This is a genomic window from Rhizobium etli CFN 42, assembly GCF_000092045.1.
Lineage (GTDB): Bacteria > Pseudomonadota > Alphaproteobacteria > Rhizobiales > Rhizobiaceae > Rhizobium > Rhizobium etli.
Window position 1 is genome coordinate 2,571,679 of sequence record NC_007761.1, and the last position, 20,263, is coordinate 2,591,941.

General features: G+C 61.8%; 22 protein-coding genes and 1 pseudogene. 8 read left to right on the forward strand and 15 right to left on the reverse strand.

All coding sequences use genetic code 11. The annotated features are described in order from the left end of the window. Window positions 1–2: 2 nt before the first annotated feature. The 3 genes from RHE_RS12570 to RHE_RS12580 form a co-directional block, all read right to left on the reverse strand. Window positions 3–947 carry a carbohydrate ABC transporter permease gene (locus RHE_RS12570; protein WP_020921516.1) on the reverse strand — a complete coding sequence of 315 codons (945 nt, stop codon included), beginning with the start codon at window positions 945–947 and terminating at the stop codon, window positions 3–5. Beyond that, the gene (locus RHE_RS12575; protein ID WP_011425716.1) at window positions 940–1,845 is read right to left on the reverse strand and encodes a carbohydrate ABC transporter permease; all 906 of its coding nucleotides are present in this window, start codon (window positions 1,843–1,845) and stop codon (window positions 940–942) included. Before RHE_RS12575 ends, RHE_RS12570 begins: the two co-directional genes overlap by 8 nt. 170 nt (window positions 1,846–2,015) lie before the next feature. Then, on the reverse strand, window positions 2,016–3,248 hold the full coding sequence (locus RHE_RS12580) for an ABC transporter substrate-binding protein (protein ID WP_011425717.1): 1,233 nt from the start codon (window positions 3,246–3,248) through the stop codon (window positions 2,016–2,018). A 452-nt stretch (window positions 3,249–3,700) separates the two neighbouring features. Here RHE_RS12580 and RHE_RS12585 point away from each other — a divergent pair, with 452 nt between their 5' ends. The 4 genes from RHE_RS12585 to RHE_RS12600 all read left to right on the forward strand — a co-directional run bounded on the left by RHE_RS12585 (window position 3,701) and on the right by RHE_RS12600 (window position 7,356). After that, window positions 3,701–4,744: a LacI family transcriptional regulator gene (locus RHE_RS12585; RefSeq protein ID WP_020921520.1), complete on the forward strand. Its 1,044-nt coding sequence runs from the start codon at window positions 3,701–3,703 to the stop codon at window positions 4,742–4,744. Window positions 4,745–5,089: 345 nt separating this feature from the next. After that, entirely contained in the window at window positions 5,090–5,704 is a 615-nt protein-coding gene (locus RHE_RS12590) for a C39 family peptidase (RefSeq protein WP_011425719.1), read from the forward strand. Window positions 5,705–5,736: 32 nt separating this feature from the next. After that, complete coding sequence (locus RHE_RS12595; RefSeq protein WP_011425720.1) at window positions 5,737–6,813, forward strand: D-alanine--D-alanine ligase family protein; 1,077 nt, start codon at window positions 5,737–5,739, stop codon at window positions 6,811–6,813. Between the two features lie 3 nt (window positions 6,814–6,816). Beyond that, entirely contained in the window at window positions 6,817–7,356 is a 540-nt protein-coding gene (locus tag RHE_RS12600; RefSeq protein ID WP_011425721.1) for an AAA family ATPase, read from the forward strand. Between the two features lie 18 nt (window positions 7,357–7,374). Here RHE_RS12600 and RHE_RS12605 read toward each other — a convergent pair whose 3' ends face one another. From RHE_RS12605 to gndA, 3 genes and pseudogenes are all read right to left on the reverse strand, one after another. Beyond that, on the reverse strand, window positions 7,375–7,992 hold the full coding sequence (locus RHE_RS12605; RefSeq protein ID WP_011425722.1) for a class I SAM-dependent methyltransferase: 618 nt from the start codon (window positions 7,990–7,992) through the stop codon (window positions 7,375–7,377). 93 nt (window positions 7,993–8,085) lie between these two features. Then, window positions 8,086–8,594: pseudogene (locus RHE_RS12610) on the reverse strand (GNAT family N-acetyltransferase). Window positions 8,595–8,768: 174 nt separating this feature from the next. After that, a complete protein-coding gene (gene gndA / locus RHE_RS12615) occupies window positions 8,769–10,220 on the reverse strand; it encodes an NADP-dependent phosphogluconate dehydrogenase (protein WP_011425724.1) in 1,452 nt (483 codons plus the stop codon). A gap of 204 nt (window positions 10,221–10,424) precedes the next feature. On the opposite strand from gndA, the gene RHE_RS12620 reads away from it, so the two are divergent. From RHE_RS12620 to RHE_RS12630, 3 genes are all read left to right on the forward strand, one after another. Beyond that, a complete protein-coding gene (locus RHE_RS12620) occupies window positions 10,425–11,216 on the forward strand; it encodes a helix-turn-helix domain-containing protein (protein ID WP_042118605.1) in 792 nt (263 codons plus the stop codon). A 69-nt stretch (window positions 11,217–11,285) separates the two neighbouring features. Next, window positions 11,286–11,684, forward strand: coding sequence for a polyketide cyclase (locus tag RHE_RS12625; RefSeq protein ID WP_011425726.1), 399 nt, complete (start codon window positions 11,286–11,288; stop codon window positions 11,682–11,684). Further along, window positions 11,685–12,044: a VOC family protein gene (locus tag RHE_RS12630; RefSeq protein ID WP_011425727.1), complete on the forward strand. Its 360-nt coding sequence runs from the start codon at window positions 11,685–11,687 to the stop codon at window positions 12,042–12,044. Window positions 12,045–12,151: 107 nt separating this feature from the next. Here RHE_RS12630 and RHE_RS12635 read toward each other — a convergent pair whose 3' ends face one another. The 7 genes from RHE_RS12635 to RHE_RS12665 form a co-directional block, all read right to left on the reverse strand. Beyond that, window positions 12,152–12,844 carry a PAS domain-containing protein gene (locus RHE_RS12635; protein WP_187331686.1) on the reverse strand — a complete coding sequence of 231 codons (693 nt, stop codon included), beginning with the start codon at window positions 12,842–12,844 and terminating at the stop codon, window positions 12,152–12,154. A gap of 180 nt (window positions 12,845–13,024) precedes the next feature. Next, window positions 13,025–13,960: a lipid A biosynthesis lauroyl acyltransferase gene (locus RHE_RS12640; RefSeq protein WP_042118608.1), complete on the reverse strand. Its 936-nt coding sequence runs from the start codon at window positions 13,958–13,960 to the stop codon at window positions 13,025–13,027. A gap of 6 nt (window positions 13,961–13,966) precedes the next feature. Further along, complete coding sequence (locus RHE_RS12645; protein WP_011425730.1) at window positions 13,967–14,995, reverse strand: zinc-binding dehydrogenase; 1,029 nt, start codon at window positions 14,993–14,995, stop codon at window positions 13,967–13,969. Window positions 14,996–15,051: 56 nt separating this feature from the next. After that, entirely contained in the window at window positions 15,052–16,338 is a 1,287-nt protein-coding gene (locus RHE_RS12650; protein WP_011425731.1) for a beta-ketoacyl-ACP synthase, read from the reverse strand. 10 nt (window positions 16,339–16,348) lie between these two features. Then, entirely contained in the window at window positions 16,349–17,554 is a 1,206-nt protein-coding gene (locus RHE_RS12655; protein ID WP_011425732.1) for a beta-ketoacyl-ACP synthase, read from the reverse strand. Beyond that, entirely contained in the window at window positions 17,551–18,033 is a 483-nt protein-coding gene (locus RHE_RS12660; protein ID WP_011425733.1) for a 3-hydroxyacyl-ACP dehydratase FabZ family protein, read from the reverse strand. Before RHE_RS12660 ends, RHE_RS12655 begins: the two co-directional genes overlap by 4 nt. A 117-nt stretch (window positions 18,034–18,150) precedes the next feature. Next, entirely contained in the window at window positions 18,151–18,429 is a 279-nt protein-coding gene (locus tag RHE_RS12665; RefSeq protein WP_003540486.1) for an acyl carrier protein, read from the reverse strand. A 288-nt stretch (window positions 18,430–18,717) separates the two neighbouring features. On the opposite strand from RHE_RS12665, the gene RHE_RS12670 reads away from it, so the two are divergent. Further along, entirely contained in the window at window positions 18,718–19,437 is a 720-nt protein-coding gene (locus tag RHE_RS12670) for a Crp/Fnr family transcriptional regulator (protein ID WP_011425734.1), read from the forward strand. 42 nt (window positions 19,438–19,479) lie between these two features. Here the strand turns inward: RHE_RS12670 and RHE_RS12675 are convergent, their stop codons facing one another. Both RHE_RS12675 and RHE_RS12680 read right to left on the reverse strand, forming a co-directional pair. Beyond that, window positions 19,480–19,908: a L,D-transpeptidase gene (locus RHE_RS12675; RefSeq protein WP_011425735.1), complete on the reverse strand. Its 429-nt coding sequence runs from the start codon at window positions 19,906–19,908 to the stop codon at window positions 19,480–19,482. 149 nt (window positions 19,909–20,057) lie between these two features. After that, window positions 20,058–20,258, reverse strand: a complete 201-nt coding sequence (locus RHE_RS12680) for a hypothetical protein (RefSeq protein ID WP_020921531.1) — start codon at window positions 20,256–20,258, stop codon at window positions 20,058–20,060. Window positions 20,259–20,263 lie beyond the last annotated feature (5 nt).

Genomic DNA, 20,263 nt, shown 5'->3' on the forward strand with positions numbered 1-20,263 from the left:
CATCACCCCTTCACTGCGCCGGCGGCGATGCCGCGAACGAAAAGCCGTCCGGAGACGAAATAGACGATCAGCGGCACCAGGCCGGTGAGGATCGTCGCTGCCATGTTGACGTTGTATTCCTTCACGCCCTGGACGGAATTGACGATGTTGTTGAGTTGCACGGTCATCGGATAAGTATCCGGCCGGGTGAAGACGACACCGAACAGGAAGTCGTTCCAGATGCCTGTGACCTGCAGGATCATGGCGACGACGAAGATCGGCAGCGACATCGGCAGCATGATCTTCAGGAAGATCTGCCAGAAGCCTGCCCCGTCGACGCGCGCTGCCTTGAACAGTTCCTCCGGCAGCGACACGAAGTAGTTGCGGAAGAGCAGCGTCAGGATCGGCATGCCGAAGATCGAGTGCACGATGACAAGGCCGGTCAGCGTGCCGTAGATGCCGATTTCGCGCAGGATGATGACGATCGGATAGATCATCACCTGATAGGGAATGAAGGCCCCGATGATGAGGATCGAGAAGAACAGCTCGGAACCTTTGAACCGCCAGTTTGCCAGCGCATAGCCGTTCACCGAGGCGATGGCGATCGAGATGATCACCGACGGCACCGTGATGCGCACCGAATTCCAGAAACCGCGCGACAGGCCATCGCAGTTCAGGCCCGTGCAGGCCTCCGCCCAGGCCTTGACCCAGGGTTCGAATGTGATCTCCATCGGCGGCGAGAAGATGTTACCGAGACGGATTTCCGGCATGCCCTTCAGTGAAGTCACCACCATCACATAGAGCGGCAGCAGATAATAGAGCGCTGCAACCGTCAGCGTTCCATAGAGCATGATGTTGCGCGCTGACAGCGTCGGGCGCGGCTTCGGACCGCTCGGACCGTCGCCGAGCCTCTGTGAGACGGCGTCGAGGCCGGCAGCCGTGGTGTTGAGAGTTTCGATATCAGCCACGCTTGCGCCCTCCTCCGAACTCCAGATAGGCCCACGGAACGATGATGATCGCGACTGTGACCAGCATCATCGTCGACGCGGCGAAGCCCTGACCCAGATTCTGTGCCTGGAACATGTAATCGTAGACGTATTTGGCCGGCACTTCCGAGGAGATGCCGGGACCGCCCGAAGTCTGCGCCACCACGAGGTCGTAGACCTTGACGATGCCGGAAGCGATGATGACGATCGTCGTGATGAACACGGGCCGCATCATCGGAATGACGACGAGCAGGTAGGTCTTCCACATCGGGATGCCGTCCACGCGGGCCGCTTTCCAGATATCCTCGTCGATGCCGCGCAGACCGGCAAGCATCAGGCACATGACGAGGCCCGTTCCCTGCCAAAGCGCCGCGATCAGAATCCCGTAGATGACGATTTCGGGCGTATAGAGCGGATTGAAGGTGAAGCTTGTCCAGCCGAGCGAACGCACCACCGACTGGACGCCAAAATCCGGGTTCAGCACCCACTGCCAAACGAGACCGGTCACGATGAAGGACAGCGCGAAGGGGTAGAGAAAGATGGTGCGAAAAGTGTTCTCGAAACGGATCTTCTGATCCATGAGTGCGGCGAGCACAAATCCGATGACCAGGCTGAAGATCAGCGAGAGCACACCATAGAGCGCCAGATTTTCGATCGCAGTAACCCAGCGGGGTGCCGCCCAGAGACGGTGATACTGGTCGAAGCCGACGAAGCTCAACCGCGGCAGGAGCTTGGAATTGGTGAAGGAATAAAAGACCGTCCAGAACGTACCGCCGACAAAGATCACCAACGCTGTCAGGATCATCGGGATGGATGCAATCTTGGCATTCAGATTGCGCAGTAACTTGATTGGCCGGCCGGCTTGCGCTTGACCCGTCATGAACACTTCTCCTCAAATCGCAGCTGCGACCGTGACAGAACGGCATCGCCGCCTGCCATCTCTGCCCCGGTTTCCCAGGGAATGCCGGAGACACGCCGCCAGCCGGACCGATCGTCCGGAGAGGATCCGGCTCGCATCGAGCCGGATCCCAAAGGCAGCGAACCTGCCGATCAGTCAGCCGAAGCGATGATTTCGGCGAAACGCTTCTGAGCGTCTTCCGGCGTCATCGACGGGTTGGCGAAGAATTCGGAGAAGAGATCCTCCTTCTGCTTCTGGCTATCGGCCGAAAGCAGCTGGTCGGTGCCTTGGATCACGTTGCCCTTCGCCAGGATATCGAGACCCTTCTTCATGCAGTCGTTGGCGGCTCCGAGATCGACGTCGCCGCGAACCGGCAGCGAGCCCTTCTTCAAGTTGAAGGCAACCTGGGTCTTGGGATCGAGCAGGGTCTTGGCAAGCACGGCCTGTGCCTTGGATTTTTCCTCGTCCTTCAGGAGCGGGAAGTAGAAGGCGTCGCCGCCGGTCGAGATGATCTCGTTCACGCCGAGGCCTGGCAGGCAGGTATAATCGGTGCCGGCCTTCTGACCGGCGAGCGCGAATTCGCCCTGCGCCCAGTCGCCCATGATCTGGCCGCCCGCCTTCCCTGTGATGACGAGGTTGGTCGCCTGGTTCCAATCCTGGACATTGGTGCCCTTGGACATGCGCCGCGCATCGTCGGCAGCCTTGAAGACCTTGGCGATTTCAGGACCCGCGGCAGCTTCCGCGTCCTTGTCCTTGAAGACCTTGTTGAAGGTATCCTTGCCGGCGATCGCGACCATCAGAACGTCGAAGGCGCCTGCGGCCTGCCACGGCTGGCCGCCGACGGCGAGCGGAAGGATGCCCGCCTTTTCGAGAGCCGGAGCGGCGGCGACGAACTCGTCCCAGTTCTTCGGAACCTCGACCCCGGCCTTCTTGAAGGCGGCATTCGAAAGCCACAGCCACTGCCAGGAGTGGATGTTGACCGGAGCGCAGTAGATCTTGCCGTCGATCGTGCAGGAATCGAGCAGGCTCGATGGGCGAATAATGTCCTTCCAGTGCTCAGCGGTCGCCACGTCGGTTAGATCGCGCATCAGGCCGGCCTGGACAAGTTCCTCGGCCTGGCGGCCATGGTTGAATTGGGTGGCGCCCATCGGATCGCCGCCGGTGATGCGGCTGATCATGATCGGACGAGCGGTGCCGCCGGAACCGGCGATGGCGCCGTCGACCCAATGGTTGCCGGTGGCGTCGAATGCCTTGGCCAGCTCGGCGACAGCCGCGGACTCGCCGCCGGATGTCCACCAATGCGTGACTTCAAGATCCGTGGCGTTGGCGCTAATCGGAAGCACAGCGGAAGCGGCAAGCACGGCCGCCATCATACGAATTTTCATGAGTTCTCCTCCCTCACTGAAACGTTGCCGGAAAAACTTAGATCAATCGATTTCCCCACGCAACTGCCCGCCCGTAAATTTTTCTTTAAAGATCCTGATTACCACTTCTGACTGTTTCGGAAGACCTCCACACACCCGTGAATCGGCAGCCTGACACACTTCTCCGCAGGCGCTGCGTCTGGCCATCACAATGAAATGTAATAATCATTTTCAAATTTCAGTTTCGAGCCCCGCACTACCTTTTTCGCAGCTGCAGAAAAATTCTGCAAGAATCACCAATTCAACCTATGCGAATGATATTGCGGCGCACACAAGAAAAACCACTCGACTTTTCTACTGTATCGTTACAGATTGAACTCCTCAGGGAGGTGCGATTTTGGCAGGCGGCGGGCTTACGGCGCCTGAAAAAGCCTCTATAAGCGAGACCAATTCGCGCAAGGCGGCCTACAGGGATGGAAAACAAGGGAAATTTCGGACAGGCGACATCGACGGCGGTGACGCGCGAGCGCCCGACATTGAAGACGATCGCCTTCATGACCGGCCTCGGTGTGACGACGGTATCGCGTGCGCTGAAGGACGCGCCGGATATCGGTGCCGAAACCAAGGAGCGGGTGCGCATGGTCGCCCGCCAGCTCGGTTACCAGCCGAACCGGGCGGGCGTACGCCTGCGCACCGGCAAGACCAACGTCATCGCCCTCGTCCTCAGCATCGATGAAGAGATCATGGGCTTCTCGAGCCAGATGGTCTTCGGCATATCGGAAGTTCTGTCCGGCACTCCTTATCATATCGTCGTGACACCGCATTCCCACAGCAAGGACCCTATGCTGCCGGTGCGCTATATCCTCGAGACTGGCTCGGCCGACGGCGTCATCATCTCGCGTATCGAGCCGGACGACCCGCGCGTGCGGCTCCTGTCGGAACGCGGCATGCCCTTTGCAACGCACGGGCGCACCGATGCAGGTCTCGTCCACCCCTTCCACGATTTCGACAACGAGGCCTTCGCCCATCAGGCGGTGGAACGCCTCGTCAAACGAGGTCGGCGGCGCATCGCCCTGCTGCAGCCGCCGAGCAAGCTCACCTATTACGCCCATATTCGGATCGGCTTTCAGACCGGCCTGCACGATTACGGCGCCGAGGAAGTTCCCCTGCGCATCAACACCGACGCGCCGCTTGCCGATATCCGCGACGTCGTCGAGGTGATGATGCGCTCGGCGAACGCCCCTGACGGCATCGTCTGTTCGGCCGGCAGTGCGGCGATCGCCGTCAATGCCGGCATCGAGGCCGCCGGCAAGGCGCTGGGGCGCGATCTCGATATGGTGTCCAAGCAGTCGGTGCCGATCCTGAACTGGATCCGTCCCGAGATCATCACCGCCCAGGAGGATGTGCGCCAAGCCGGCCGCGAAATGGCCAAAGCCGTCATCGCCCGCATCGACGGCGTCGAACCGGAACTGCTGCAGAGCATCAGTCAGCCGATCTGGCCGGAGGGTGACAGGTAGGGTGATGGCGGAGCGGGATGACAACTAGCAAAACAATGCAACATCGAAAACAACGATATAACGCCCTCTGAGCGCGGCATTCTCCAACATCCCTCATCCTGAGACGCGCAGCGGAGCCTCGAAGGGCACGCCGCAGCGCTCCTCCTTCCATCAATTTCCCGCCATGCCGAGCACCCGCCCCGTCCTTCGAGACCCCTACGGGGCGCATCAGGATGAGGTTCTTATTACTTTAAGTTGCGTCGAAGAAAAACGCGCCCTACCGTCGGATTCGCAAGTGGGCATCGCCTTGAAAAAAGCCAAGATTGGCCGCCATCTCACGAAACGAACCGCGGGGATGTCGACAGGATGCAGCAGAGCAGCGTGCCTTATTTCAGCCAATGGGAAACACCCGGCATGACGCTGCCGGTGCTTGCCGACGGGTCGCGGGCGCTGCTCAGCGATCCGCTCTGGCGCCATTCGGGAGCCGCGACCATTGAGGAATATGCGCGCTGGGCGGTGAATGTCTGCGGCATGGCCTGCTTGAAGATGATTCTCGCCGCGCGCGGCGAAATCCATCCGACTCTCGAGCTTGCCCGCGCCTGCACTAGATATGGCGGTTATGTCATCAACGAGATCGACGCTTCGATCAAGGGGCTGATCTACGCTCCCTTCGTCCGCTTTGTGAGCGAGCGTTTCGGGCTCGGCGCCGAGACGATGACCAACGTCGAGACGTCGGCCATCCCGGAACTTCTGTCGAAACGCCGCTTCTTCATCGCCTCGGTGCATTCGGCCATCCGCTGGCCGGAGCGCGAGCCGCCGGCAAAGGGCGGACATCTCGTGCTGGTGACATCAGCTTCGCAGGAGACGATCCGCTTCCACAATCCGTCCGGCCATGACGCGGCAAGCCAAGCGGATGTCACGCTGCCGCTTGCCGTCTTCGATCGTTTCTTTGCCAATCGCGGCATATCGGTCGAAGCCTGATCTTTCCGCATCCTATCGCTTCGGAGGCTTTCATGACCCCTTCCCCCAACAGGCTGCGCATCGCCGTGCTCTTCGGCGGCCGTTCGGCCGAGCACGATGTTTCGATTCTTTCGGCGACCAACGTCATGGCCGCCCTGGAGCCCGAGAAATACGATGCCCTTCCCGTCTTTGTCACCCACGAGGGACAATGGCTGCTGAGCAGCTTCGAGGACGGCCGGCTGGCGACACCCTCGTCAGGCACGGAAATCTGCCTCGTGCCGGGCGGCCGCGGGCGCATGCTGGCCATGTCAGCCCATGGCGCGCCGCATGAATTGCCAAGGATCGACATTCTGTTTCCTGTGCTGCACGGCCCGCATGGTGAGGACGGATCGGTGCAGGGCTCGGCGCAAGTGGCGCGCGTGCCGCTCGCCGGCTGCGGCATCCTCGGTTCGGCCACGGCCCTCGATAAGGATATCGCCAAGCGCCTGCTGCGGGCGGCGGGCCTGCCGGTGGCGCGCGCCGTGACGATCCACGAGGGTGCTGCCCCTTCACTCTCCGCGCTCGAAGGCGAACTCGGCCTGCCGCTCTTCATCAAGCCGGCACGGCAGGGATCGTCGGTCGGCGTCGCCAAGGTCCATGCCAGCCAGGAATTCGCCGCAGCGCTCGAGCAGGCCTTCCGCCATGACCGCATCCTGCTTGCCGAGGAATTCGTCGCCGGACGCGAGATCGAATTCAGCGTGCTGGAGGATACCGACGGCAAGCTTTTCGTCTCCCGCCCGGGCGAGATCGTGCCGGCCGAAAGCCACGGCTTCTACAATTACAGCGCCAAATATATCGATGAGAACGGCGCTGCCTTGAAAGTGCCGGCCGACCTGCCGGCGGAGATCGAGGCCGCCATGCGCGACATGGCCGCAAGGGCTTTCCGAGCCGTCGGCTGCGACGGCATGGCGCGCGTCGATTTCTTCCTGACATCGGACATGCGCTTCGTCATCAACGAGCTCAACACCATTCCCGGCTTTACCGATATCAGTATGTATTCAAAGGCGATGGCGGCAAGCGGCGTAAGCTATGCCGAGATCATCGACCGTCTGGTGGGCCACGGCATGGCGCGCGCCCGCAGGGCAGGCTAGATCATGAACAGGTCGATTCTGATTTCCGGATGTTCCGGCGGCGGAAAATCGACGCTGCTTGCGGAGCTTGGCCGCCGCGGTCACAGGATCGTCGAAGAGCCCGGCCGGCGGATCGTCAAGCAGGAGCTCGATGGCGATGGCGCTGCCTTGCCTTGGGTCGACATGGCAGCCTTCGCCCGTCGTGCGATCGAAATGGCGATTGCCGACCACGCGGCCGTCGCACGGCAGCCGGGCTGGACGTTCTTCGATCGTGGGTTGATCGACGCCGCGGCAGCGCTTCAGCACCTGACCGGAGAACCGAACTTGGAAAGGTTGAGCGCCGCCTACCCTTACGACAGACGCGTTTTTCTCACGCCGCCATGGGCGGAGATCTACGTGAGCGATCCTGAGCGGCGCCATGCCTTCGACGAGGCTGTCGCCGAATATGACCGGCTAGCCGCGATCTATCCGACGCTCGGCTACCAGGTCATCATACTGCCGAAGAGGCCGGTCGCCGATCGGGCCGATTTCGTGCTCGACCGCCTGTCTCAGGAAGCGAATTAGCTGCTTCTCGCCCGCATCTCAGCGCCTGTGAAGAACACACCATTGGAAAGACTGCCGGCCGCCGCCAGGCGTCGCATGCTCCTCGCGCCAGTCGCGCTCCAGTATGAAGGCGGGCGAGAACTCCGCCGCCAGCGCTGCCGCGTCATAACGCCGGACCGGCAGGCCGCTGCATCGCTCTGGCCCATCCGGCGCGAAGGTCGCGATAATCACGACGCTGCCCGGCGCCGTTCCGGCGTCAAGGGCGCGGCGATAGGCGAGCCGTTGCGCGGGCTCGGTGAGGAAATGAAAGAGCGCGCGGTCATGCCATACGTCATAACCGCGCTCCGGGCGCCATACGGTAATATCGGCCACCACCCAATCGACCTGAGCCGCCCCGCCCCGCAGCCGCGCCTTGGCGACCTCAAGGGCTGGCGCGGCGATATCGAGAACCGTGAGGTCGGACCACCCGCGCTCCAACAGACGATCGACAAGGCTCGAGGCGCCGCCGCCGACATCGATCAGCGAAGCGGTGGCCGGCAGATGCAGCTCGTCAAGCGTACGCAGAGAAGGCTCAGGCATCGGTTGATACCAGCTGACACTGTCGGCAGCCTTCACACGGTAAACCGCGTCCCAATGTTCCTGTTTCCCGTCCGTCATCCGGCACCCATCTCTTGCAGAGCCCGATACTGATCCATCAACGTGTAAGGATTGAGACGTCCGTCAATTGCCTGTCGGCCTCAGAGCATAGTCTCAAGGAGCGAAGTGACGATAGACGAGATCGGCAGGATCAGTCCGAGGTGCCGCGGGATCGAGACGCGCTCCCAGCCGTTCCGCAACGGCAACGGATGCGGCATTGCCCGGAGCAATATAGCTGACGAGCGACGTCAGCTTGAGCGTCAAAAAGCCCCAATCGCGGAGCGCCAAGGCTGCTTCCGTCGCATAGCCCCGGCCCTCGCGCCCTTCGTAGACGAACCACCCCAGCTCCTTTTCGGGAAAGAGCGGCCCATGGTTGATCCCCACCTGGCCGACGCATTCGCCGCTCTCGGCAAGATCGATCATCAGCGCTCCATGTCCGAACAGCTGCCAGAGCGCCACGTCGTGACAGAACATCCCCCACGCTGCCCGCAGGTCGAAGGGACCGCCATTTCGACAGACCGCGGGGAAGCCATCAGTCGAGCGTAGGCGTCGAAATCTTCGACCTCAGGCTTGCGGAGAATTAGCCGCTCCGTTCGAATTGTGATCGCGCCCGTTCCGGACATGTTATCGCCTTTCTGAACGTCTAGCTTTCGAATGCCGCAGCAAACTGAAGTGTGCCGCTCGGCGTCCCCCGGCGAAGCCTCCATCGCGTTCGCCTGTCACATCGGACGACATGCGGCGGCCCGCGAAAAAGCCCGGCGCGACGGCCGGGCTTTTTCGTATCTTCTCTGCAAACCTCAGAAGGTCGCCGCACCGCTGCCCCAGGGGCCGTGGTGAAAATCCTTGCCATCAAGGCGGTCGAAGCCGTGGGCGCCGAAGAAATCGCGCTGGGCCTGGATGAGATTCGCGGTTCCCCTGCCTTGGCGGTAGGCGTCGAAATAGGTGAGCGCCGAGGTCAGCGCCGGCACTGGCAGGCCGGCCGAGATGGCGGCAGCGACGACGCGGCGTAGCGCCGGAATCGATTCCTTGACCATCTCGGAGAAAGCTGGCGTGACGATCAGGTTCGCAGCATCCGGAGCCTTGGTGAAGGCCGAGGTGATCTCATCGAGGAACTGCGAGCGGATGATGCAGCCGGCACGCCAGATCCTGGCAATCGTCGGCATCGGCAGCGACCAGTTGAACTCACGCGAGGCTTCCGCCATCACCGCGAAGCCCTGCGCATAGGCGCCGATCTTGGCGGCAAAGAGCGCCAGTTCCAGATCCTTGTTGAGCTCGGGACCGTAGGCGATCGGGAACGAAACGGCCTGCGTGCCGAAAATCTTTTCCGCCGCTTCGCGCTGCGACTTCATCGAGGAGAGGCTGCGGGCGGCGACGGCGGCTTCGATCGCCGTTGCCGGAATGCCCATGTTCTGCGCCTCGATCGCCGACCATTTGCCGGTGCCCTTCTGGCCTGCCTTGTCGAGGATCATGTCGACCATCGGCCCGCCGGAAACCGGATCGGTCGCCGCCAGCACCTTCTCGGAGATCTCGATCAGGTAGGAGTTCAGCCGGCCCTTGTTCCACTCGCCGAAGATGCCGGAGATTTCGGAGGCGCTCTTCCCGAGGCCGTCGCGCAGAATGCCGTAGATTTCGGCGATCATCTGCATGTCGGCATATTCGATGCCGTTATGGATGGTCTTGACGAAATGGCCGGCGCCGTCATTGCCGAGCCAGGCGACGCAGGGCTCGTCATTGTAGCGGGCGGCAATCGAGGTCAGCACCTTCTCGACTCGCTTCCAGGATTCTTCGGTGCCGCCGACCATGATCGACGGTCCGTGGCGCGCACCCTCTTCGCCGCCGGAAACACCCATGCCGATGAAGGTGAGATCGGTGTTTTTGAGGCGGTCGAAGCGGGCGACGGTGTCGCGGAAATTGGCGTTGCCGGCATCGATCATGATGTCGCCCTTGGAGAGATGCGGGCGCAGCGCCTCCATCTGCTGGTCGACGGCCTCACCGGCCTTGATCATGATGATGATCGGACGCGGCGGCCGGATCGCATCGACGAACTCTTCGATGGTCTTGCAGGGAATGATCTGCTTCTTCAGATCGCCGGCGCTTTCATAGAATTCATCGGTTTTCTCAGGCGTGCGGTTGAAGACCGCGATTTTATTGCCTTTCTCCGCGATGTTGAGCGCCAGGTTGGAGCCCATGACCGCAAGGCCGATCAGTCCGATTTCTGCCTTTTCCACGACAAACCTCCGATGTGTCATTTGGACCGGTGTTGTGGCACTGTCTCGCTCAAACGGCAAGTCTCGCGAGGGTCTAATCGGTTCGCAAAAGCCGATGAAATACAGCTTTGATCGCCTGACTTGTCCGACAACCTTTCATCTGCAGCCGATCCGGAAGCCGCAAATTTTCGCGATCGCCCGTACCGCCCTATCTCATGTTATCATGCGGACCTCGGGAGATATCGTTTGGTTTCGAAAAGACGAAAAGATATGGCGCTGCTTGCGGCCCGCGCCGGCCGCTACCGCGAATATGCCCCGACGCCCGCATTGTGGCGCCATTTCAGCCGCCTCTGGTCGCATACGCTGAACGATGGGCCGCCAGCGAGGGTGGCGATCGTGCCGGATGGTTATTGTGATCTCCTCTGGATTCACGGAAGGCTTGAGGTCGCCGGGCCCGACAGGACGGCAGCCTTCCCCGTCATAAGGCCGGGCGCGACCGTCATCGGCGCGCGCTTTGCGCCGGGCGCCGCGGCATCCTGGCTGAAGACGCCGCTCTCGGCGCTGGTCGGCCTCTCGGTGCCGCTTGCCGACATCGGCCGGAAGGGCACGAGCGAATTCGAAGCGCGGCTGCAAGATCGTCCGGACCCCGAGGCCGCCGCGACGCTGTTCGGCCGTCTGCTTGAAGAGGCCGCGCGCGACGAGGAGGAGCCCGCCCGCGACGCCGCCATGATCTTCGCCGCCGCCGACAGCGACCGCCCGGCCTCCGGCCTGCCGGACCGGCTCGGCATGAGCGAAAGGCAGCTGCGCCGCCGCTGCTACCATCATTTCGGCTATGGCGCAAAGACACTGGAACGCATCCGCCGGTTCCAGAAGTTCCTCGACCTCTGCCGCAGGGTGGACACGATGCCGCTCGCCCGCATCGCGCTCGAAGCAGGCTTTGCCGATCAGGCCCACATGACACGCGAGGTCGCAGAACTCTCGACGCTCACCCCTGCGATCATCCTCGACCAACTCGGCGGGTGGAAAGGATCGGGCTGACCGTTTTGTTCAAGACACCGCTGGCCAGCCTTATTATTTCAGGGAAACCAAAATTCAAGGACCTGCACCATGGCGACAATGCCTGCAAAAATTATCCACCAGTCGATCGAGCGCGACTGGCGGGATGTCTACGACTTCGCCGGCAGGCCGGAGAACATGCCGCTCTGGGCCTCCGGCCTTGCCACCGGCTTCGAGCCAGACGGCGCCGACTGGATCGCCAACGGTCCCCTCGGCACCATCAAAGTGAGCTTCGTTCCCGCCAATGAATTCGGCGTGATCGATCATACGGTGACGATCGAATCCGGGCTCCGGGTTTATAATGCCCTGCGCATCGTACCGAACGGCGACGGCTGCGAGGTCATGTTCACGCTGTTGCGTCTGCCCGGCATGACAGATGCGCAATTTGCCGCTGATGCCGCGCATATCGAGAAGGATCTCGTCATGCTGAAAGCCCTGATGGAGAGATAAATGGCTGAAAACTCCGAACACAACGACCGCCGCATCGACTATGTCGAATTCAACGTCTCCGACATCGCCGCCGCCAAAGCCTTTTACGGCTCGGCGTTCGGCTGGCGTTTCACCGATTACGGCCCGAATTACTGCGAATTTGATGACGGCCGGCTGAAGGGCGGCTTCACCGATTTCGGCCCCGTGCGGCCGGGTGGCCCGCTCGTCGTCGTCTACGCCAGGGATCTGGAAGAAGTGCTGACTTCGGTCGAAAGGGCCGGCGGCACGATCTGCCGGCCGATTACCGATTTTCCCGGCGGCCGCCGCTTCCATTTCCTCGACCGTGACGGCTACGAGCTCGCCGTCTGGGCGACGGCATAAATTGAGCAATTCCAGCAAAAGTGTGCAGCGGTTTTGCGCCCGGAATTGCGTGAAAACAAAGAGATAGAACAATTCCGTGATTCGAAGAAAAACGGAATTGCTCTAGACTACCGATCCATCACGATCAGAGCGCCGATCACAATGCCGCTCGCATCGCGAAGCGGCGACATGCGACAGCGTACCTGCCGGGATGCGCCGTCGTCAGTCCGGCGCTCATAAGTGTAGTCGACCTCCCCGCCGGCAAAACAGACGTCCAGCTTATGCTTGGCGCATTCGACAAATCGCTCCTCGCCGATGAATTCGGAAAGGTGACGCCCGATCAGTTCCATCGGCTTCCTGTCGAGACGAGCGCTGTTGGCCGCATTGGAATAGAGGTAGCGGTAGTCCCTGGTCAGCACCGCCACACGGTCCGGTAGGCTTTCGAGGATCGCCGAATTGAGGAATTGGCCGTTGTCGGTGTCGGGCACATAGGCTGCCGGCGGCTCGATGCGCGCATCCTGCGGCGAAGGCACCCGCCAGTCCGGCGCATGCGTGCCGAAATAGCAGTCGAGCAGATAGGAAAGCACCGCCGTATGTTCCCTGACGCTGGCGCTGTCGTCCGCGTCCCGAGCGACGAGATGGCTGACGAACTGCAGCTGCATATAGACTTCGAGCAGATTGGCCGCCCGGCTGGCCAGGATAGCCTCGACCAGCGGCTCGACGTGACGGTCGAGCAACATCACGCGCTGATCGTCGCCCCGGCTTATGGCTTCCTCTATTTGCGCGCAGCGCAAGGAAAAGGCTCGAAAAAGCTCCAGCAAGACGCCTCCCACTCCCATTGTCCCAAGTGGCGTGTCCAAATTGTGTGGCTGCACTTTCCCAAATGCGCCCTGAGGTGGATATTATTCGCGCCCTGGTAGTGACGGCTAACATGAAGTTTACTCGGTTTCAATCCGAGAACACCTGCCGCTTTTCACCGCTGATAAATCAGGGTTTGATTTTCAAGGCGCGAGCGTCTTCTTGATCTGCCAGCGGTCGTGATACCAGAGCCACTGTTCCGGATATTCCCGCACCCAACTTTCCACCTTGTCGTTGAGTAGCTGGGCGGCCGCCGGCAGGTCGAGATTGCCTTTGGCGTCGCGCGGCATCTCCAGCCGCGGCTCGATTTCCAGCCGGTAGCGGTTTCCCGGCAGGCGAATGCAGCGCGCCGGATAGACCTCGCAATCGAACTGGCGCACCAGCTTCGGCAGCAGCGGATTGGTCTTCACCTCTCGCCCGAAGAAGGTGCCTTTCAGCCCCTTGCCGAATTTCTGGTCGACGAGCACGCCCACCCCCTGGCCCGCCTCCAACTGGCGTGCGAGCGCGAAGGAGGAGCCGGCATGCGAGGGCACCAGCTTGCCCATGCGCGCGCTGCGGAAGTCAAACACCTTCTTGGCGACATAGGGATTGTTCGGCGGCCGGAAAAGCACGGTGACCGTGAGCCCGAAGGCCGCACCCGCCACCGGCAGCAGCTCGAAATTGGCGGTATGGCCGGTAAAGACGATGAAGGGGCGCGGATTGTCGCGCAGGTCGAGGAAGATGGGGATGCCCGACACCTCCACCCTGCCCGGCTCCGGCCGTTCGGGGTCGTAGTCGAATAATTCGTCGAGGAAGACGTATTCGGCCGCGAGCCGACCCATATTTCCCCAGCTGGCGAGCGCAATCTCTTCGATCTCGGCCTCGCTCTTCTCAGGGAAAGCGTTGCGGAGATTGACGAGCATCAGCTTATGGCGGCGGGTCCGCCGGCCGAGGCTGCGCATCACCCGGTCCGCGAAGCGAATCGCGCCATCGGCCGGAAACAGCTTCAGCACGTTCAGGAAGCCGAACATCGCCTGCGCCACCAGCCATTGCTGGAAATTTCTGAGCGCCAGAACGACCCGGGTAATGAACAGCTTCACGTCAGGTCAGTCCATCTTCAGAATGATCTTGCCGAAGATCTGGCGGGATTCCATCCGCTCCAGCGCGCGGTCGATATCGTCGAAGCCGACTTCGGTATCGATGACGGGATGCACGAGCCCGCGCCCCATCTTCTGCATCGCATCGGCCATGTTCTCCATACGGCAGCCGAAGGAGCCGAGAAGCTTCAACTGCTGCTGGAACAGCATCATCAGGTTCATCTCGGTCGAAACGCCCGAAGTCGAGCCGCAGGTGACGAGACGCCCGCCGCGCTTCATGCAGAGCATCGAACCGGCCCAGGTATCCTTCCCCACATGCTCGAAGACGACGTCGACGCCCTTCTTCTTGGTGAGCTTGCGCACCACGCCTTCGAAGCGGTCGGTGCGGTAGTTGATGACGTGATCGGCGCCGAGTGCCTTCGCCTTCTCGATCTTGTCGTCGGAGCCGACCGTGGTGATGACGGTGCAGCCGATCTTCTTGGCAAGCTGGATTGCCGCCGTGCCGATGCCGGAGCCGCCGGCGTGGACGAGGACGGTTTCGCCGGGCTCGAGCTTGGCATTGTCGAACAACATGTGCTCGACCGTGCCGAAGGTGACGGGGGCGAGCGCCGCACCAATCGCATCGACGCCGGGAGGAGCCGGAACGAGCAGGCGCGCCGGCAGATTGACCTTCTCCTGCGCGAAACCGTCGAGATGGAAACCGTGCACGCCGGAAACATGTTCGCAGAGATTGTCGCGGCCTTCGCGGCAGGGTCGGCAGAGGCCGCAGGTACGCGCGCCATAGATCGAAACCAGTTGGCCCGGCAGCACATTGGCGACACCCGGCCCGATCGCTTCGACGACGCCGGAGGCTTCCGCGCCGATGACAAGCGGCATCTTGCGCTTGGCAAAAGCCATGCCGCGCCAGCCCCAGACGTCGATATGGTTGAGGGCCACTGCCTTGACGCGCAGCGTCACCTCGCCGGCGGCAGGCGCCTCCGGTTCCGGCAGGTCGGTGATCTCAAGCTTGCGGTCGTCGATCAGTTGCAAAGCGCGCATAGCAAAATCCCTCGCCTCAGAGGCGTTCGTCTCGTCCTGAAATTGTCGGGAACCGCTTAAGCCGGTTCGAGCGCCATGACAAGGCTGGCATTCTGCCCGCCAAAGCCGAAGGAGTTGGAAAGCACGGCCGAAACCTGAGCCTCCCTCTTCTTGTTCGGCACGACATCGAGCACGATCGACGGATCGGGATTATTGTAGTTGATCGTCGGCGGCAGCGTGCCCGTCAGCATCGTCTGCAGCGAGAATACCGCCTCGACCGCACCCGCCGCCGTCAGCGTATGGCCGATCATCGACTTGTTCGACGAAACCGGAATGCCGACCAGCCGTTCGCCGAAGACGGCCGACATGGCGCCATACTCCATCTTGTCGTTTTCAGGCGTCGAGGTGCCGTGCGCGTTGATGTAGCCGATGCCGCTCTCGTCGATACCGGCATCGGCAAGAGCCGCGCGGATCGTCGCGATCGCCGGGCCGCCATCAGGCGAAGACCGGGTGCGGTGGAAGCTGTCGGCCTTGTCACCGGCGCCCTTCATGATGCCGAGCACCTTGGCGCCGCGAGCGACCGCCGATTCCAGCGATTCCAGCACCAGGGTGGCCGCACCCTCGGCGATGACGAAGCCATCGCGATCCTTGCTGAACGGCTTGGAGGCTTTGGTCGGCGGATCGTTCTGCGTCGAAAGGGCCGACAGCAGCGAGAAGCGGATCAGCGCTTCGGCGCTGAGCGATCCGTCCGTCGCGACGGTCAGCGCGCGGTCGGTGCGGCCCTGGCGGATCGCCTCGATGCCGAGCTGGATCGCAGTGACGCCGGAGGCGCAGGCCGTCGACAAGGTCACCGGCAGGCCGCGCGTGCCGAACCGGTCGGCAAGACGCTCGGAAATCGCGCCGAACAGCGCCGCCTCGTGGAAGGCCGGGTCGGGCCGCTGGCGCAGCGCCGTCAGGAAGCGCTCATAGGCATCACCGGGATGGTCGGCGGCCGGCGAACGGTCGGCGAGTTCGAACCGGGCGCTCCATTCCGGCTCGATCGGCGGCGCAGCAAGAAACAGCGGGCCACTGAAATCGCCTGATAGACCGGCATCGGCTAATGCCTCGATGGTCGTCTCGCGCGCAAAGGCATAGGAGCGCTCGACGGCGTTCGGGACGGGAATCTCGATGAAATCGACGGTGCCGGCGATCCGGGTCGACAGGCCTTCTGTGGGAAAACGATTGATCGCGTGGATACCCGAGGTGCCGGACGAAAGGGCCGCCCAGTTGTCCTTCAGGCCCTGGCCCAGCGACGTGATGATGCCCATGCCCGTCACTGCGACGATCGGCCGGCCGAGATGATCCTTGTAAGCGGAAGCTGTCATATCTCTCTCCTCACGCCTCTGCGGAAAGAACGGCGACGCCCTCGCCGCGCTGGTGTCCGACTGTCGTTACGACGGCGGCTTTCGTGCCCGCCTTCATCGGCGCTTCATGAGCAGCGTCGAAGGGCGGAACCTTGGCCTTGGTATCGATGGCAAGGGCTGCGAGCGCCAGCCCCAGCGGGAAATGCGCCTCGATCGTGTGACCGGAAACGCCGCCGAAGCCGCGGATTGCTGCACCGGGAAGCTGATGCTCCAGCACTGCCTTTTCGCGGGCCGCGATTTCATGCATGCCGGTCGAGCCGGAGAAGATCGCCGTCGCCTCCGGCGGCAGCTCGGCGGCAGGCTTCAGCAGCCGCTCCATGCGCACTTCGAAATTGCCGGCGCTACGGCTGCCGCGGTCGCCTTCGACGGCGCTGATCGTCGCGTAGATATGCGCGCCGCGCTCTTCCGCATGCTTGCGCGATTCCAGCACCAGGAAGGCGCCGGCCGAACCGGTGATCATACCGCCGCCCGCAAGGCCGGCGCGCGACCAGAGCGGCGCCCATTCGTCGCGCGTATGCGCGCCGATCGCTTCGGTGAGCAGAATCATATCGGGACGTTCGGCAGCAAAGGCGCCACCGACCAGCGCATGGGTGGATTCACCCGAACGGATGCGCCAGAACGCGGTCTCGACGGCTGAAACCCCTGAAGCTTCTTCGCCCATGAAGGTGCGCGAGGAACCGGTAACCTTGTGAACGATGGAGATGTTGCCCGCAAGCAGGTTGGAAAGCTGCGCCAGGAACAGAGTTGGCCTCAGCTCCGTCGTCAGCTTCTCATTCAGCAGCAATTCGCGGTCGTTGCGCTTCAGGCCCTCGTCCACGATCAGCGTATCGACATTGATATCGCGCTCGCCACCGCCGGCGGCCACAATCATGTCCATCGTGCCGCAGGCCTCGATATTGTCCTTGAAGCCGGCATCGTCGAGTGCCAGACCGGCTGCGAAGACGCCGATCCGCTGCCAGTTTTCCATCTGGCGCTGGTCGCCGCGCTTGGCGATTTGCTGCGACCAGTCGATCTCTGGGAGCGGGTGCACCGGATAGGGTTTGAACTTCTCGGTCTCGACGATCGCCTTCGGCGCGCTTTCGGCCGAAAGCAGCGCGATATGCGCCTCCTTGCCGACGCCCTGACAGGTAACGATGCCGACGCCCGAAATGACGACGTCGTTTGCAGCCTTGCTCATTCAATCACTCCCTGCGCTGCGATCGCTTCGAGAAGCCCGACTTCGCCGGCGCGTTTTTTCACGATATCGCCGAGCGGCACCTCGCTGAAGGGCATGGTACGCAGTTTCAGTTGCGCGTCGCAGACCTTCTTGCCGCCGCTGGTGATCTTGGCCTTGGTGACCGCAAAACCGGAACCGTCGTGCTCCAGCACCGCCTCGATGTCGAGCACGGCTTCCGGCTCGACGAAGGTGCGCATCTTCGCGCCGTCGACCGACATCAGGAAGGGCATGGCGGCAAAATCGGTAGCGGCAAGCACCAGCATACCGGAGGCCTGCGCCATGGCCTCGATCAGGAGCACACCTGGAACGAGCGGCATGCCGGGAAAATGGCCCTCGAAAACGGGACTCTTTGCCGGCACGACGGATCGCGCCGAAAGTATCCCCTTCTTCAGGTCCACCGCTTCTACGCGGTCAATCATCTGGAAATATTCCAGCAGCATTCGGATCCTCCGGCCCGACGGGACAGATCCGCCCGCCGGTGACGCCTAGTTAGGAACGAAACCGCCCGGCCGCCATAGTCAGGGCGGCAGGGCGTTCGAAAAAGACTGATATGTCGCTCAGGCCTTGGCCGCTTTGAGCTCATCGATCTTGGCGCAGAGGTTCTTCAGCACGAAATATTCTTCCGTAGAGACCTTGCCTTCGTTGACCTCCTGCGTCCACTTTTCGAGCGGAATCTTGATGCCGAACTCCTTGTCGATGGCAAAGACGATATCGAGGAAATCGAGGCTGTCGATACCGAGGTCGTCGATCGTATGGCTCTCCGGCGTGATCGTGGCGCGATCGATCTCGCTGGTTTCTGCAATAATGTCGGCAACTTTATCGAATGTAGCGGTCACGCGCTGTACCTCATGAAATGACGATTTAAACCCCCTCATAGGCAAATCCTTTTCAAAAGCCAATGCTTTCGTCCGGCCGTTGCGGCAAATTGACAATAAGGTGTTGCCTAAACAGCAATGGAACGCCGGTGAGTGCAGGCGCCGAAAGCAGGATGCGGCCGTCCAACATCCTCACCGGTCTTTGATCTGAATCAAATTATGCGCGCTGGCATTTGATAATCATCAAACTGCGCTGGAAGGAATTGCGGTCGCGTTCCAGCATGTCCGGCTTTTTGAAGGATCACGACGATGGACGTTGCCAGCAACGAGATTTTCGAGACAGGCACGCCCGTCCCATGTCGTTCCTGTCAGGCGCGGCACGGCGTCGTCTGCGGCGCCCTGTCGAACGCTCAGCTGAAGGAGCTCAACCGCCACTCCATGCGCCGCAAGATCGGGGCCGGCTCGGAGATCATTGCGCAAGGATCGGAAAGTTCGTTTTATTCGAACATCATGCGCGGCGTGGTGAAGCTCTGCAAGATGATGCCGGACGGACGCCAGCAGATTGTGGGCCTGCAGTTCGCTCCCGATTTCGTCGGCAGGCCCTTCGTCCGCGAAAGCACACTGTCGGCGGAGGCGGCAACCGACGCGGAAATTTGTGTCTTCCCGCGCAACCTGCTCGACCGCATGATCGGGGAGACGCCGGAGCTGCAGCGCAGGCTGCACGATCAGGCGCTCAACGAGCTGGACGCCGCGCGCGACTGGATGCTGACGCTCGGCCGCCGCACGGCGGAGGAGAAGGTTGCAAGCCTGCTCCACCTCATCGCAACCCATGCCGAGCCGCAAACCGCCATCAGCACCGCCTTCGATTTGCCGTTATCGCGCGCCGAGATCGCCGATTTTCTCGGGCTGACGATCGAAACCGTCAGCCGGCAAATGACAAGGCTGCGCAAGTGGGGTGTCATCCTGATCGAGAACTCCAGACATATCGTCGTTCCCGATCTGGATGAGCTGGAAAGGATCAGCGCGTAATGCGATCAGACGTCGAATTCGGATTCAGGCGCTGATCCGGGATCAGCGCGTGATGACGACGCGCGTGTTGGCAAGACCTGCCTGCCGCGCCAGCGAAAAGAACTCCGCCGCATTGTCGGGATGCAAGCGAACGCAGCCATGCGAGGCCGGCCTGCCGAGACGCTTCAGATCGAAGGTGGCGTGAACGGCGTAACCGCCGTTGAAAAATACGGCGTAAGGCATCGGCGCGTTGTCGTACTTGCGGGAACGGTGATCGCGCGACAGCCATTTGGCGCTCCAGGAGCCGGTGGGCGTGACATAACCATTGCGCGCGGTCGAAACCTTCCAGCGATATTTGACGAAGCCGTTCTCGGTGACGGTCATCGTCTGCTTGCCGATGCTGATATTGGCAATCAGCGTTGCTGCCTCAGCCGCAACCGGAGAAAACTGCAGTAATAAGCTTGCCGTCGCGGCGGCAAAAATCGTCTTCATGATAACCCCTCTTCGCACCCGCGCATTTGATTGCGCCCTCACGACAGAGAGACTACGACGATACTTGATTACATAGCTTTAACCCGAATGGTAATCACAATTCTAACAGGGCATTGACGGTTTAAGCGCCGCAGGACGGCCGCTCCGCCTCACTGAAGCTTGCGCGCCGCCGGCCTTTGCTTGAGCTGCTGATAGGCCTTGTTCATCCTTTCGCGGATGGAGGCCATGGTGCCGAGATTATGGCCGCAGGCCGCGCAGCTGATGATGTCCGTCTCCCGGATCTCCGGACGCTCGAATTTCATCTTGGTGCTTCTGCACTTCGGGCACGGTAGTTCAACCTGAACTGTCATCGTTC